11 protein-coding genes are annotated in these 14,673 nt (G+C 68.5%); 6 read left to right on the top strand and 5 right to left on the bottom strand.

Translation table 11 applies throughout. The features are described 5' to 3' along the window. Positions 1–65: 65 nt before the first annotated feature. The 5 genes from MBEBAB_RS00235 to MBEBAB_RS00215 form a co-directional block, all read right to left on the bottom strand. Positions 66–1,580, bottom strand: coding sequence for a tryptophan halogenase family protein (locus MBEBAB_RS00235; protein ID WP_021695899.1), 1,515 nt, complete (start codon positions 1,578–1,580; stop codon positions 66–68). 6 nt (positions 1,581–1,586) lie between these two features. Continuing rightward, positions 1,587–3,116, bottom strand: coding sequence for a tryptophan halogenase family protein (locus MBEBAB_RS00230; protein ID WP_021695898.1), 1,530 nt, complete (start codon positions 3,114–3,116; stop codon positions 1,587–1,589). Between the two features lie 241 nt (positions 3,117–3,357). Continuing rightward, entirely contained in the window at positions 3,358–3,651 is a 294-nt protein-coding gene (locus MBEBAB_RS00225) for a tryptophan 7-halogenase (protein WP_021695897.1), read from the bottom strand. Beyond that, the gene (locus MBEBAB_RS14850; protein WP_021695896.1) at positions 3,636–4,451 is read right to left on the bottom strand and encodes a tryptophan 7-halogenase; all 816 of its coding nucleotides are present in this window, start codon (positions 4,449–4,451) and stop codon (positions 3,636–3,638) included. The genes MBEBAB_RS00225 and MBEBAB_RS14850 overlap by 16 nt, the downstream gene beginning before the upstream one ends. Further along, the gene (locus MBEBAB_RS00215) at positions 4,448–5,971 is read right to left on the bottom strand and encodes a tryptophan halogenase family protein (protein ID WP_021695895.1); all 1,524 of its coding nucleotides are present in this window, start codon (positions 5,969–5,971) and stop codon (positions 4,448–4,450) included. The genes MBEBAB_RS14850 and MBEBAB_RS00215 overlap by 4 nt, the downstream gene beginning before the upstream one ends. Before the next feature lie 290 nt (positions 5,972–6,261). Between MBEBAB_RS00215 and MBEBAB_RS00210 the strand changes: the two genes are divergently transcribed. From MBEBAB_RS00210 to MBEBAB_RS00190, 6 genes are all read left to right on the top strand, one after another. Then, complete coding sequence (locus tag MBEBAB_RS00210) at positions 6,262–8,916, top strand: TonB-dependent receptor (protein ID WP_242396994.1); 2,655 nt, start codon at positions 6,262–6,264, stop codon at positions 8,914–8,916. Further along, the gene (locus MBEBAB_RS16950) at positions 8,913–9,473 is read left to right on the top strand and encodes a TonB-dependent receptor (protein WP_242396993.1); all 561 of its coding nucleotides are present in this window, start codon (positions 8,913–8,915) and stop codon (positions 9,471–9,473) included. The genes MBEBAB_RS00210 and MBEBAB_RS16950 overlap by 4 nt, the downstream gene beginning before the upstream one ends. A gap of 108 nt (positions 9,474–9,581) precedes the next feature. After that, a complete protein-coding gene (locus tag MBEBAB_RS00205; RefSeq protein WP_021695893.1) occupies positions 9,582–10,895 on the top strand; it encodes a cation:proton antiporter in 1,314 nt (437 codons plus the stop codon). Beyond that, entirely contained in the window at positions 10,892–12,037 is a 1,146-nt protein-coding gene (locus MBEBAB_RS00200) for an endo-1,4-beta-xylanase (RefSeq protein ID WP_021695892.1), read from the top strand. The genes MBEBAB_RS00205 and MBEBAB_RS00200 overlap by 4 nt, the downstream gene beginning before the upstream one ends. 14 nt (positions 12,038–12,051) lie before the next feature. Next, on the top strand, positions 12,052–13,263 hold the full coding sequence (gene manD / locus MBEBAB_RS00195; RefSeq protein WP_021695891.1) for a D-mannonate dehydratase ManD: 1,212 nt from the start codon (positions 12,052–12,054) through the stop codon (positions 13,261–13,263). Between the two features lie 31 nt (positions 13,264–13,294). Beyond that, positions 13,295–14,581 (top strand): MFS transporter, encoded by a 1,287-nt coding sequence (locus tag MBEBAB_RS00190; RefSeq protein WP_021695890.1) that lies wholly within the window; start codon positions 13,295–13,297, stop codon positions 14,579–14,581. The last annotated feature ends 92 nt before the right edge of the window (positions 14,582–14,673 follow it).

Raw genomic sequence — 14,673 nt, 5'->3', positions numbered from 1 at the left:
GCGGCGTCATTGTTAGCGCTATCATGGGTGGAGAGGGGCGGTGTGTCCAGAGGGTCTGCGTACCCTCACCCCGCCGCGCAGTTGTTGCGGATGAACTCGGTCTGCAGGGGCATGTAATCGGCGGAGGTGCGCATGACGCGGCGGATTTCGGCAAGGCGGGCGCGGGTTTCGTCCAGGCTCAGGACGTCGGCGACGGGGTCGTAGCCGCGGGCCTTCAGGCCCTGGCCGACCATGACGGCCATCCAGCTGGTGTCGTTGAACAGCTCGTCGTTCTCGCGGAAGATCCGGCCGTAGCCTTCGAACAGGCGGTATTTCTCCTTGAGGCTGTCGGGCACGTCCATGGTGCGGCAGCGGTCCCAGAACGGCGTGTCGTCCCGTTCGGTCAGGTGATAGTGCAGGATGATGAAGTCGCGGACCTGTTCGGTCTCGACCTGGGTCATGCGGTTGAAGCGCTCGCGGTCAGCGGGCTCGAAGCGCTTGTCCGGGAACATCTGCATCAGCTTGGCGACGCCGCTCTGGATCAGGTGGATGCTGGTGGACTCCAGCGGCTCGATGAAGCCGGACGACAGGCCGATGGCCACCACGTTCTTGACCCAGGCCTGTTTGCGCCGCCCGGTGACGAAACGCAGAAAGCGCGGGTCGGCCAGGGGCTTGCCGTCCAGATTGGCCAGCAGGGTCTCGGCGGCCTGATCGTCGCTGATGTGGTCGCTGGAATAGACGTAGCCGTTGCCGGTGCGGTGCTGCAGCGGGATACGCCACTGCCAGCCGGCGTCGCGGGCGGTGGAGCGGGTGTAGGGGGTGAAGGTCGGCACGCTCTCGCAGGGCACGGCGGCGGCGCGGTCGCAGGGCAGCCACCGGGTCCAGTCCTCGTAGCCGGTCTTGAGCGTCTGTTCGATCAGCAGGCCCCGGAAGCCGGAGCAGTCGATGAACAGCTCGCCCTCGATGCGTTCGCCGCTTTCCAGCTTCACGGCCTGGATGAAGCCGTCCTCGGCGCGCTGCTCCACATCGACGATCTTGCCCTCGCGGCGCACGACGCCCCGCTCCTCGGCGAAGCCGCGCAGGAAGCGGGCGTAGAGGCCGGCGTCGAAGTGGAAGGCGTAGGCGATCCTGGACAAAGGCGAGCGGCCCGCGTCGATGGCGCGCATGAAGCGGTTCTCGGCCGCCGCCACGGCCTGCAGCGAATAGTCCTCCAGCCGGTGCGGGTCGCCCGCCAGATGCAGCCGCTGCCAGTAGGCGTGGAAGGACACCCCCTCCATGTCCACGCCGAACGGGCCGAAGGGGTGGAAATAGGTGTGGCCCTTCCTGCCCCAGTCCACGAACTGGATGCCCAGCTTGAAGGAGCCCTGGGTCTTGCGGACGAACTCGTCCTCATCCAGGCCCAGCATGCGGTTGTAGATGCCGATCTGGGGGATGGTGGCCTCGCCGACCCCGACGATGCCGATGTCGTCGGATTCCACCAGGGTGATGTCGGCGAAGTCGCGGCCCAGCAATTTGGCCATGGCGGCGGCGGTCATCCAGCCGGCCGTGCCGCCGCCGACGATGACGATCTTCCGGATGCGGTGGTCGGTGGTGTCGGTCATGGGGCCTCAGGCGGGGACGGATTCAGGTTCGGGCGCGGCGCAGTGGCGGGCCAGGAAGTCGGCGTGATCGGGCAGGCTTTCGGCCGCCGCGCGGATGGTGGTGCGCAGCTCCTCCATGGCGCGGGCCACGTCAGCCTCGGGGATGGAGTCGACGAGGGGGTCGTACCGCTGGGGCATGACGTTCTGGCCGATCAGCACGGCCATCCAGCTGGACTCGGCGAACAACTCGTCCTCGTGGCGGAAGAAGCGGCCGGCGCCCCGGAACAGGTCGAGCTTGTGTTGCAGGGAGTCGGGGATGGCCATGGTGCGGACGTGGTCCCAAAGGTCCAGGCCGGTGCGCTCGTTGGCGTGGTAGTGCAGGATGATGAAGTCGCGGATCTGCTCGATCTGGACATTGGTCAGGCGGTTGTACTCGTCGATGGCCACCGGGTCGAAGCCCCGGTGCGGGAACAGGGCCAGCAGCTTGGTGATGCCGGCCTGGATCAGGTGAATGCTGGTGGACTCCAGCGGCTCCAGAAAGCCTGAGGCCAGGCCCAGGGCGACGCAGTTCTTGACCCAGGCCTTCCTGCGGCGCCCGGCCCGGAAGCTGAGGATCCGGGGGTCGGTGACGGGCTTGCCGTCCAGATTGGCCATGACGGTGTCGGCGGCCTGATCGTCGGAGATGTGGGCGCTGGAATAGACATAGCCCGTGCCGACCCGGTGCTGGAGCGGGATGCGCCATTGCCAGCCGGCCTCGCGGGCGGTGGAGCGGGTGAAGGGGGAGATGGCGTTGTCGTTGAGGCACTGGACCGCCACGGCCCGGTCGCAGGGCAGCCAGTGGCTCCAGTCCTCGAACCCGGCCTTGAGGGCCTGTTCGATCAGCAGGCCCCGGAAGCCGGTGCAGTCGATGAACAGCTCGCCTTCGACCCGGCGGCCGTCGTCCAGCACGATGGCGTCGATGAAGCCGTCTTCGGGGCGCTGCTCCACCGAGACGACCTTGCCCTCCTGACGCACCACCCCGCGCGTCTCGGCATGGTCGCGCAGGAAGCGGGCGTAGCGGGCGGCGTCGAAATGATAGGCCCAGGACATGGGGGTCAGGGGCGAGCGGTGCTGCGGGGGCAGGGCGCCGAAGCGGTTCAGGCGCGCGGCCACGCCGCACAGATTGTAGTCGCCGAACTCCGCGGCGCGGCCCTCGCGGTGCATCTTGAGCCAGAACTGATGGAATTTGACCGCATTGATGTCGGCGCCGAAGGGGCCGAACGGGTGCTGATAGGTGTGGCCGGGGCGGGTCCAGTCCACGAACTCGATGGCCAGCTTGTAGGAGCCGCGGGTGGCTTGAAGAAAGGCGCGCTCGTCCAGGCCCAGCATCTCGTTGAAGGTTCGGATGGGCGGGATCGTCGCCTCGCCCACGCCCACGGTTCCGATGGTGTCGGACTCCACCAGGGTCACGCTGGTGACGCCGTTCGCGATGAGGCGGGACAGGGCTGCGGCCGCCATCCAACCGGCTGTGCCGCCGCCGACGATGACCACGTTTCGGATCAGATCCGGCTGGATCATGGGGCGGGGTTCCAGGGCGGCAAGGTGGAGGCGGTGCGGGAGGCCAGGTCGCGGATGCGGTCGGCGCGGGCGGCCAGCATGGCGGGGTCCAGCGCCTCGGCCATCGGGTCGACGCGGCGCGGCCGGACGCCTGAGGCCAGCAGGGCGGCGGCGAGGAAGCCGGGGGTGAAGGGCTCCTGTTCGCGGCGGCTGACCCGGCCCCGGGCTTCGAACAGGGCCAGGCGGTGGGCGGCGGGCGCGGTCAGCGTCGCGCCTGACGGCGCAGCAGCATCAGGGCGAAGTCGCGGTCGGCCTCCACCTCGGCGGTCATCAGCCGGTCGAACTCGCGCGCCTCGACCGCCCCGTCGGCGGTGGCGGGCCACAGCCGGACCAGATGCCCGGCGGCGCGGTGGATCAGATGCAGGGCCCCGGCGCCCAGCGGCGGCAGGACCTGGGCGGCGGCGCCGACGGCGATGACGTTGCGGTCCCGGAAGCGGTCCCGGCGGCCGGGTTGGAAGGGCGCGCCGTCGCCGCCCCGGGTCAGCCGCGCCTGCACCCGACGGCCGGGCAGGGGGGCGTCGCGCTCGAGGCCGTCGCCGGGGGTGCGGAAGACGAGATGGAGCGGCGGTTCGCTGTCGGGCGTGTCTCCACATGGAGACGGTCGAAGGGGAGGTCGCTGGCCCACGACTGGAGCGGCGCGTCGGTCAGGACCGCGGCCGGGCCTGAGGCGTCGATGAACAGGTCGCCGGGCACGGTCGCGCCGTCCGCGAGGGAGACGGCGGCGACGGCGCCGGACGGGGCGCGCTCCACCGTCCTGACCGCGCCCTCGATGACGGTCGCGCCGGCTTTCAGGGCGTGGCGGCGCAGCAGGGCGGCGTAGGGCCCTGCGTCGAGGCTGAGCCCGTGGTCCAGGGTGGAGAGGAAGGAGGCCGGGTCCGTCGAGGGCGGGGCGTAGCGGCGCCGGCGCGCGGCCTGGGCGGACAGGGAATGGTCGGCCAGGGCGTCGAGACGGTCCAGCCGGGCCAGCTGCTGGTGGAAGGTGACCGAGGCCATGTCAGCGCCGGTCTGGCCGAAGGGGATGAAGGCGGGGGCGTCGCCCCACCCCTCCAGCGCCAGGCCGAACAGGGGCACGGCGGCGGCCATGACCTCCGCGTCGTGTAGGCCGAGGTCGGCGTGATGATCGCGGATCGCCGGGGGCGCGGTCAGGGCCGGGCCGTAGGGATCCACATCGCCGGGCGAGGGCTGGGTGATGACGGTGACGCGGGCGGGGGCGCCTCGGCTGATCGCCAGGGCCATGATCCAGGCGGCGGGGCCGTCGCCGACGATGACCGTCCCGGTGGAGCGGGCGTCGCTCATGCCCGGGCCTCGGCCATGACGGCGGCGCGGGCGGCGCCCAGGACGTCTGCGTGGCGAGGCTGGCGCTCGGCCAGGCCGGCGATGCGGCGGCGCTGGCCTTCCAGATCGGCGCGCACGGCGGCGGGGTCGAGATCGTCCAGGCGCGGGTCCCAGCGGCGGGGGGTGACATGCTGGCCCACATAGACCGCGACCCAGCTGGGATGCAGGAAGACGCCGTGCTCATAGGCGGCCACGACCCCACGCTCGCGGAACAGCTCCATCTTCCAGGCCAGGGAATCGGGGATGGTCATGGTGCGGCAGTGGTTCCAGAACTCGGAATCGTCGCGCGTGGTGGCGTGATAGTGCAGCACCAGGAAATCGCGGATGCGCTCGTACTCCATGTCCATGGTCTGGTTGAACTCGGCGGCGTCGGACGGGTCCCAGTCGCCGGTTGGGAACAGGTCCAGCAGATAGCCGATGGCGGCCTGGATCAGATGGATCGAGGTGGACTCCAGCGGCTCGAGGAACCCGGACGCCAGGCCGATGGCCACGCAGTTGCGGTTCCACTGGAGCTTGCGCTTGCCGGTGAGGAACCGCAGGCGGTTGGGCGGGGCCAGGGCGGCGCCCTCCAGCTGGTCCATCAGGGCGGTCTCGGCCGCGTCGTCGTCGAGGAAGGCGCTGCAATAGACATGGCCGTTGCCGACGCGGTGCTGCAGCGGGATGCGCCAGGCCCAGCCGGCCTTGAGCGCCGTGGCGCGGGTGGCGGGGGGGAAGAGACCGCCGTGCTCGCAGGGCAGGGCCACGGCCCGGTCGCAGGGCAGCCAGCGGGTCCAGTCATGATAGCCGGTCTTCATGGCCTGCTCGATCACCAGCCCCCGAAAGCCGGAGCAGTCGATGACCAGATCGGCGTCGATGCGCTCGCCGCTTTCCAGCGTCACATGGGTGACGAAACCGGTCTCGCCATGCAGGGCGACGTCGGCGATGCGGCCCTCTGTGCGCACCACGCCGCGCGCCTCGGAATAGCGACGCAGATAGGCGGCGTAGAGCGAGGCGTCGAACTGGTAAGCATACGAAAAGCCCGACAGGGGCGAGGCCGGGTCGGTCGAGGGATGGGTGAAACGCTCGCGCCGCGCCATGGCGACGGGCAGGCTCCAGGCCTCCAGGGACTCTGGCGCGCCCGCGCGGGTCCACAGGTGGTGGAACAACTCGACCTCATGGGCGGCGGGATCGGCGCCGTAGGCCCCGAACGGATGGATGTAGCTGTCGCCCAGCCGGCCCCAGTCCCGGAACTCGATGCCCAGCTTGAAGGTGGCCTGGGTGCGGGACAGGAAATCCGCCTCGTTGATCCCCAGCCGGGTGTTGAAGTGGCGGATGTGGGGAATGGTGGATTCGCCCACGCCCACCGTGCCGATGGCCTCGGACTCCACCAGACGGATGTCCAGCGCCAACCCTTTCAGGGTCTCGGACAGGGCGGCGGCGGTCATCCAGCCGGCGGTGCCGCCGCCGACGATCAGCACCTTGGTGATGCATTTGTCCGACATGCTGTTGCGCTCTCCCCACAGCGCTTTCTTTCCATCTAGAGGCAGAAAAATGGCGCGGTCAATGCCGTCTATCGTGTCGGGGAAGCGTTCCAAAGCCCTGTTTTTCAAGGGAGGAACGGCTGAAACCCCAGTGCGGGTCCCGGGATGTGGCGGGATTGCGTCACCCATTACGTCAGGGAAAGGAGGACTTGCGGAACCGGAAAAGCTAGGCTACGACTTCATTAATCAGACATTTGGCTCTGCCCCAATTTGGTAGCGCTAACAAAAGAAAATGCTGGGGAGGAAATCGGGTGCATACTTCAAGAACAACACGTGCGGACTCCGTCCGCTTCGGAGCCGGCCTGAAGGCCGGCGCCTCCGTCGCGGTCATCGCCGCGGTCATGGCCGCGACGCCGGCCATGGCGCAGGACGCGCCGCCGGATGACGACGCCGTCGAGGTCGAGGAGGTCGTCATCACCGGCATCCGCGCCAGCCTGCGCAGCTCGCAGGAGATCAAGCGGAACTCGGAGGTCTTCGTCGATTCCATCACCGCCGAGGACATCGGGGCCCTGCCGGACCGCAGCGTGACCGAGGCCCTGCAGCGGGTGCCGGGCGTGTCCATCGACCGCTTCCGCGCCGGTGTCGATCCGGACCACTTCTCCATCGAGGGCTCGGGCGTGGTCGTCCGCGGCCTGACCTGGGTGCGAAGCGAGCTGAACGGCCGCGACACCTTCAGCGCCACCAACGGCCGCGTGCTGAGCTTCTCGGACGTGCCCGCCGAACTGATGGGCGGCGTGGACGTGTTCAAGAACCCGTCCGCCGACATGGTCGAGGGCGGCATCTCCGGAACCATCAATCTGCGCACCCGCGTGCCGTTCGACTCGCCGGGCCGCGTCCTGGCGGGGTCGGTCGAGGCCAGCTACGGCGACTTCGCCGAGGAGTGGACCCCGACGGTCTCGCTGCTCTACAGCGACCGCTGGGACACCGAAGCGGGCGAATTCGGCCTGCTGCTGAACGCGGTGAGCTCTGAACTGACCGCCCGCAGCGACGGCCAGCAGATCTCCAACTACGCGCCGCGCACCCTGTACAGCAACGGCGACGTGGTGGGCCCGGCCGGCACCGAGGTGGGCCAGGTCTGGTTCCCGCGCGGCGCGGCCTTCCGCAGCCAGATCTTTGATCGCGAGCGGACGGGCTATGCGGCCGCCGGTCAGTGGCGCAGCCCGGACCGGACCATGGAGGCGACCGCGCAGTTCCTGCGTTCGGACTCCACCCAGGCGTGGACCGAGCACGCCATGGAGATCGCCACGGACAATGTGTCGAACAACGGCGACTCCCAGGCGCTTCAGGGGACGACCCTGGACTTCGGCCCTGACGGCCTGTTCACCAACGGCGTCATCACCGGCCAGACCGGCTGGCGGGACGATCAGAACGGGGCCGATCCGCGGACGCCCGCCTGGGGCCTGCAGAGCAACAACATCCGCCGCGATGTCCATCAGGAGTATGTGACCACGGACTATGGTCTGAACTTCAAGTGGACGCCGACCGAGCGCCTGCGCGTCAACTTCGATTATCAGCACGTGGATTCGACGGTCGATGTCATCGACGCGGGGCTGTGGAACTCCACGTTCCAGTACGCCGACATTCAGATGCAGGGCAGCGACATCCCGATCGTCACCTTCCTGACGCCGGATCGCCGCGCGCCGGACGGCAGCATCTGTACGGGTCCGGCGACGAACAACTGTCCGACGTATGGCGTCAGCCCGAACGACAGTCTGTCGAACCCGTACAACACCTTCACCCGCTCAGCGATGGACCACATCGAGGAGAGCGAGGGCACCCTGGACGCGGTGCGCATCGACGTCGACTATCAGTTCTTCGACATGCCGATCCTGGAATCCGTCCGCTTCGGCGTGCGGCGTTCGGAGCGGGACCAGACCACCCGATTCAGCACCTACAACTGGGGCGTGGTCAGCGAAATCTGGGGCGGCGGCGGACCCGTCTGGCTGGATGAAGCGGCCAACGGCGACCCGGCCACCGGAGGCGGCGCTACCCCGAGCGATTTCCACCGGACCTTCAACTTCGACAACTTCATGCGGGGCGAGGTGCCCAATCCGACGGGCGGCCAGCCGCGGCTGTTCTATGGGTCGAACATCGTCCAGAACTATCAGGACTATGTGGATTACGCCCTGCTGATGGGCGACGAGTGGCGCGCCCGAAACGGCGCTGACGGCTGCCCGCAGAACTGGGTGCCTCTGGCCATGCGTTGCGGCGTCAATCCCGGCACGCCGTTCCTTCCGCAGGAGATCAACCCTGTTCAGGAAGACACCAACGCGGCCTACGCCATGCTGCGCTTCCGGGGCGATCTGGACAACGGCGTCCAGCTGAGCGGCAATGTCGGCATCCGTTATGTGGACATGGAGCGTTCGGCGGAGGGTGTCCGCGCGTTCACGCAGCAGAACTTCACGTCCGAAGCCGAATGTACGGCGCCCCTGCCTCCGGGTGAGGAGCGGTCGGCGTTCTGCGGTCTGGACCCGGCGGTGCGCGCCGAGGCCCGCGCCTTCGCCAACGGCGCCACGTTCGAGGACAATGCGGAAACCTCGTTCGACTACTGGCTGCCCAGCGTCAATGTGTTGGCGCGGCTGGACAACGGGCTGCAGTTCCGTTTCGGCGTCTCGCGGGCCATCACGCTGCCGGACATCGGCCTGACGCGGAACTACTACAACGTGGCGCTGTCGGCTCTGGAGGATGACATCATCAACGGCCGGCCGACCGGACGCTTCAACGTCGGCAACGCCTACCTTCGCCCGATCGACTCGGTGAATTTCGACGCCTCGGCCGAATGGTACTTCGATGATGTGGGGTCGATCACCCTGTCGGTGTTCTACAAGCGCCTGAAGGATGTGATCACCAACGGCGTCACCCGGACTCGTTCACCAACAACGGCGCCACCTTCGACGCGGTGGTGACCCAGCCGGTGAACTCGGACGAGACGGGTTCGGTCCAGGGCTTCGAGCTGGCCTACCAGCAGGTCTACCACTTCCTGCCGGCGCCGTGGGACGGCCTGGGTGTGAACGCCAACTACACCTATGTGGACTCCGAGGGCGTCAGCCAGAGCACCCTGTCGGCCACGGATCCGGACGTGGGATCGGGCCGGGTGGCGAATGTGGACACCGGTCTGCTGCCGCTGCAGGGCCTGTCGGAGCACACGGCGAACTTCGCCGCCTTCTACGAGAAGGGGCCGTTGTCCATGCGCCTGGCCTACTCCTACCGCTCGGACTTCGTGGTGACGGTGCGCGACGTGATCGTGCCCTTCGCCCCGATCATCCAGGAAGGCGGCGGCCAGCTGGACGGCTCGTTCTTCTACACGGTCAACGACAACTTCAGGATCGGGGTGCAGGGGGTCAATCTGACCAATGAGATCACCCGCACCAGTCAGGTCCTGAACAACGATCTCCTGACGGCCGGACGGTCCTGGTTCATGAACGATCGCCGCTTCACCGTGGTGCTGCGCGCGACCTTCTAGAGCTGGTCGGTCGACTTGGGGGCGGATCGCCGGTTCGCCGGAGGCCGCCCCTTTTTCTTTTCGTCCGCCCCGCGCGTGATGTGAGCGGGGGGATCACGGGAGCGCCGCATGACGGCCGCGGAGTTGAGCGTCGTATTCTTCCTGCAGCTGGCCGTGATCCTGGCCGCCTGCCGGATCGTCGGCTGGGCCGCGAAGCGCTGGCTGGGCCAGCCGCAGGTGGTGGGCGAGATGATCGCCGGGGTGATCCTCGGGCCGTCGCTGTTCGGCCTGCTGGCCCCCGAGATCCAGGGCATGCTGTTTCCCGCGGAATCCCGGGACGTCCTCTATGTCGGCGCCCAGCTTGGCGTGGGCCTCTACATGTTCCTGGTGGGGCTGGGGTTCCGTACGGATCACTTCCTGAGTCAGGCGAAAAGCGCCGCGGCGGTGTCCTTCGCCGGCACGGCCGCGCCGTTCCTGCTGGCGGTGCTGATCACGCCGTGGCTGCTCAATACGCCGGGTCTGTTCAGCGACCGGGCGACCCTGGCCCAGGCCATGCTGTTCATGGGCGCGGCCATCTCCATCACCGCCTTTCCCATGCTGGCGCGCATCATCCATGAGCGCGGGCTGTCGGGCACGCCGCTGGGAACCCTGTCCCTGTCGGCCGGGGCCATCGGCGATGCGGGGGCCTGGATCATCCTTGCCATCGTCCTGGCCAGCTTCGGCGCCGGCGCCGGCATGGCGGTCACCGCCGTGGGCGGGGCGGCCCTGTTCATGGTGTTCATGACCACCATCGGTCGCAGGCTGCTGGTGCGGCTGGGCGACATGGCCGAGCGCGAAGGCGGCGTCGGGCCCGGGCTGATGGCCGTGACCCTGATGCTGTTCGCCCTGTCGGCCTTCGCCATGGACGCCATCGGCATTCACGCGGTGTTCGGCGGCTTCCTGCTGGGCGCGGTGATGCCCAGGGGGCTGTTCGCCGAACAGGTGCGCAAGCAACTGGAGCCGTTCACGGTGGTGGTGCTGCTGCCGATGTTCTTCACCTATTCGGGCCTGAACACCCAGCTGACGGCGGTGGACAGCTGGCCGCTGCTGCTCATCGCCCTTGTGGTGCTGGCGGGGTCGGTGCTGGCCAAGTTCGGCGCCTGCTGGGCGGCGGCGCGTCTGACCGGCCAGGACAACGCCACGGCCCTGGGCATCGGCGCCCTGATGAACGCCCGGGGCCTGATGGAGCTGATCATCATCAACATCGGCCTGCAGCGCGGTCTGATCGGCCCCGCGCTGTTCTCGATCCTGGTGCTGATGGCCATCGTCACCACCCTCATGGCCTCGCCCCTGTTCGAGCGCGTCTATGGCCGCAAGGCCCGGGCGCGGGGCGAACTTGGCCAGTTGGCCGACCCTGAACCCGGCGCGCCTCCCGGCGCCGCAAGCGTGAGAGACACATCATGATGAACCGTCGCCAGGCCCTGAGCCTGTCCGCCGTCGGCCTGCTGGCCGCCTGCGAGTCCGCAAATGCACGAGGGCAGGGGACCCCGACCCCCTCCCTGCATGAGCTGGCCCAGAGAAAGGGCATGCGCTTCGGCAGCGCTGTGGGCGCCGGGCAGCCGGGGACCGTGACAGCCTCCCTGGATGATCCGCGCTATCGCGAAATCCTGGCCCGCGAGTGCGGCATGCTGGTGCATGAGAATGAACTCAAGTGGTACGTGCTGCGGCCCGACGTGAACACCTATGACTATGTGCGGGCTGACCGGGTGATGGATTTCGCGGCGCAGCACGGCATGGGCGTGCGGGGCCACACCCTGGTCTGGCACCATCCGCGCTGGTTTCCCGAATGGCTGGAGACCCACGATTACGGCGCGCGTCCGGCGGCCGAGGCCGAGCGTCTGGTGGTGGAGCACATCAACGCCATCGTCGACAGATACGGCGACCGGATCGATTCCTGGGACGTGGTCAACGAGACCGTGGACGAGAACACCGGAGCCCTGCGCGAGACGGCCCTGTCGCGCCATCTGGGTCATCAGGAGATCATCGACCTGTCCTTCCACACGGCGCGGGCGGCGGCCCCGAACGCCCAGCTGGTCTACAATGACTACATGAGCTGGGAGGCCGGCCACGAGCAGCATCAGGCGGGCGTCCTGCGTCTGCTGGAAGGGATGAAGGCGCGCGGCGTGCCCATCGACGCCCTGGGAATCCAGAGCCACATCGGCTCGGGCAACAGCGATGACTCCGTCGGCTTCGACACGGCGCGCGAAGGCAACTGGCGCCGGTTCATGGACGAGGTCACGGGCATGGGCCTGGACATCGTCATCAGCGAGTTCGACGTGCACGACAAGAACCTGCCCGCCGACATTCCCTCGCGGGACCAGGCGGTGGCCGAGCTGGCGCGGCGGTATCTGGACCTGATGCTGAGCTATCCGCAGACCAAGGACGTGCTGGCCTGGGGCATGGTGGATTCCTACTCTTGGCTGCAGACCCACTGGGTGCGGCCCGACGGGATCGCCAAGCGGCCGACGCCCTACGACGCTGCGTACCAGCCCAAGCCCTTGCGCCAGGCCATCGCCGACGCCTTCATCGCCGCCCCGGCGCGCTAGGTCATTCTGTTCCCATGCCCGTCATCACCGCCGCCCGCACCATCGTGACCTGTCCCGGGCGTAATTTCGTCACCCTGAAGATCGAGACCGACGCGGGGATCAGCGGCGTGGGCGACGCCACCCTGAACGGGCGCGAACTGGCGGTGGACGCCTATCTGGCCGAGCACGTCATTCCCTGTCTGATCGGCAGGGACGCGCACCGCATCGAGGACATCTGGCAGTACCTCTACCGGGGCGCCTACTGGCGGCGCGGGCCGGTGACCATGACCGCCATCGCGGCGGTGGACATGGCGCTGTGGGACATCAAGGCCAAGGTGGCGGGGCTGCCACTGTATCAGCTTCTGGGCGGGGCGTGCCGCGAGGGGGTGATGGTCTACGGCCACGCCAACGGCGAGACGGTGGACGAGACCGTGGCCCAGGCGGCGGACTATGTGGCCAGGGGCTACAAGGCGGTGCGGCTGCAGACCGCGGTGCCCGGGGTGAAGGGGACCTACGGCGTCTCGAAGGACAAGATGTTCTACGAGCCCGCCGACGCGGCCCTGCCGACGGAGACGCAGTGGGCGACCGAGCCCTATCTGAGGACAGCGCCGCAGCTGTTCGACGCGGCGCGCGAGGCGCTGGGCTGGGACGTGCATCTGCTGCACGACGTGCACCACCGGCTGACGCCCATCGAGGCGGGGCGGCTGGGCAAGGACCTGGAGCCTTACCGCCTGTTCTGGATGGAGGACGCGGTGGCGGCCGAGAACCAGGCCGGGTTCCGCCTGATCCGCCAGCACACCACCACCCCGCTGGCGGTGGGCGAGGTGTTCAACTCCATCTGGGACTGCAAGACCCTGATCGAGGAGCAGCTGATCGACTACATCCGCGCCACGGTGGTGCACGCCGGCGGGATCACGCACCTGCGCCGGATCGCGGCCCTGGCCGATCTCTACAAGGTGCGCACCGGGTGTCACGGGGCGACGGATCTGTCGCCGGTGGCCATGGCGGCGGCCCTCCACTTCGACCTGTCGATCCCGAATTTCGGCATCCAGGAATACATGCGCCACACCCCCGAAACGGACGCGGTGTTTCCCCACGCCTACAGCTTCGCGGACGGGATGATGCACCCGGGCGAGGCGCCGGGGCTGGGCGTGGACATCGACGAGGATCTGGCGGCGCAGCATCCGTACAGCCCCGCCTGTCTGCCGGTCGCGCGCCTGCCCGACGGGTCCATGACCGACTGGTGAGACGCCGCGCCCCGCGAGGAAGGACCACGAGATGAGCGAGATTCAGGTTGAACGCGGTCCGCGCGCCTTTCGGGGCAACTACCGCTGGGTGATCTGCGCCCTGCTGTTCCTCGCCATCACCATCAACTACGTGGACCGGCTGATCTTCGGCGTGCTGAAGCCGGTGCTGGAGGTGGAGTTCGGCTGGAGCGAGAGCGACTACGCCAACATCGTGGTGGCCTTCCAGGGCGCCTACGCCATCGGCCTGCTGCTGGTGGGCCGCCTGATCGACCGCATCGGCGCGCGCTGGGGGCTGGGCATCGCCATCGGGGTCTGGAGCCTGGCGGCGGCCGCCCATGCCGGGGCCAGCTCGGTGATCCAGTTCGCCATGGCCCGCTTCGCCCTGGGCGTCGGGGAATCCGCCGGCTTTCCCGGCGCGGTCAAGGCGGTGTCGGAGTGGTTCCCCAAGCGCGAGCGGGCGCTGGCCACCGGCATCTTCAACGCCGGGTCCAATGTGGGCGCCCTGCTGACGCCGATCCTCGTGCCGATCCTGGTGCTGGCCTTCGGCTGGCGCGCCGCGTTCATCGTCACGGGCCTGTCGGGGCTGGTGCTCATGGCCGTGTGGTTCCTGGTCTATCGACGCCCGCGCGAACACCCGCGCGTGACGCACGCCGAACTGGCCCACATCGAGAGCGACCCGCCGGACGCGCCGGGAAAGATCAGCTGGGGGCAGGCGCTGAAGCGACGCGAGGCCTGGGCCTTCATCGTCGGCAAATTCCTGACCGATCCGGTGTGGTGGCTGTTCCTGTTCTGGCTGCCCGACTTCTTCGGCAAGACCTATGACCTGAACCTGCTGACGTTCGGGCCGCCGCTGGTGGCGGTCTATCTGCTGGCCGACGTGGGCAGCGTGGGCGGCGGCTGGCTGTCGTCGCGGCTGATCCACCGGGGCTGGTCGGTGAACCGGGGGCGCAAGACCGCCATGCTGGTCTGCGCCCTGTGCGTGACCCCGATCTCGATCGCTGTGTTCGCGGACAACCTGATCGCGGCGGTGGCGGTGATCGGCCTGGCGGCGGCGGCGCATCAGGGGTGGTCCGCCAATCTGTTCACCCTGGTGTCCGACACCTTCCCCAAACACGCGGTGGCGACGGTGGTGGGTCTGGGCGGTTTCGCCGGCGCGATCGGCGGCATGTTCATCGCCAAGGTGGCCGGCTGGACGCTGGAGGCGACCGGCAGCTATGTGCCACTGCTGGCCTTCGCCAGCGTGACCTATCTGATCGCTCTTGGGGTCATCCATCTGCTGACGCCCCAGCTGAAGCCCGCGGCGCTGCCCCCCGCCTGATCCGATCCGAGTCGAGGCTTCCAGCCGCGCGGGTTTCGCCCGCGCGGCTGATGCGCGTGCGGGCGTCAAATATTTCACCAGCAGCAATTGGT

It is taken from the genome of Brevundimonas abyssalis TAR-001 (genome assembly GCF_000466985.1).
Taxonomy (GTDB): domain Bacteria; phylum Pseudomonadota; class Alphaproteobacteria; order Caulobacterales; family Caulobacteraceae; genus Brevundimonas; species Brevundimonas abyssalis.
This window is presented reverse-complemented; position numbering and strand designations above follow the sequence as displayed.

What these genes read in the sequence shown, in the direction of transcription:
- MBEBAB_RS00235 (WP_021695899.1), bottom strand. Translation starts at nt 1,580, where the DNA reads ATGACCGACACCACCGACCACCGCATCCGGAAGATCGTCATCGTCGGC.
- MBEBAB_RS00200 (WP_021695892.1), top strand. Translation starts at nt 10,892, where the DNA reads ATGATGAACCGTCGCCAGGCCCTGAGCCTGTCCGCCGTCGGCCTGCTG.
- MBEBAB_RS14850 (WP_021695896.1), bottom strand. Translation starts at nt 4,451, where the DNA reads ATGAGCGACGCCCGCTCCACCGGGACGGTCATCGTCGGCGACGGCCCC.
- MBEBAB_RS00190 (WP_021695890.1), top strand. Translation starts at nt 13,295, where the DNA reads ATGAGCGAGATTCAGGTTGAACGCGGTCCGCGCGCCTTTCGGGGCAAC.
- MBEBAB_RS00215 (WP_021695895.1), bottom strand. Translation starts at nt 5,971, where the DNA reads ATGTCGGACAAATGCATCACCAAGGTGCTGATCGTCGGCGGCGGCACC.
- manD (WP_021695891.1), top strand. Translation starts at nt 12,052, where the DNA reads ATGCCCGTCATCACCGCCGCCCGCACCATCGTGACCTGTCCCGGGCGT.
- MBEBAB_RS00230 (WP_021695898.1), bottom strand. Translation starts at nt 3,116, where the DNA reads ATGATCCAGCCGGATCTGATCCGAAACGTGGTCATCGTCGGCGGCGGC.
- MBEBAB_RS00205 (WP_021695893.1), top strand. Translation starts at nt 9,582, where the DNA reads ATGACGGCCGCGGAGTTGAGCGTCGTATTCTTCCTGCAGCTGGCCGTG.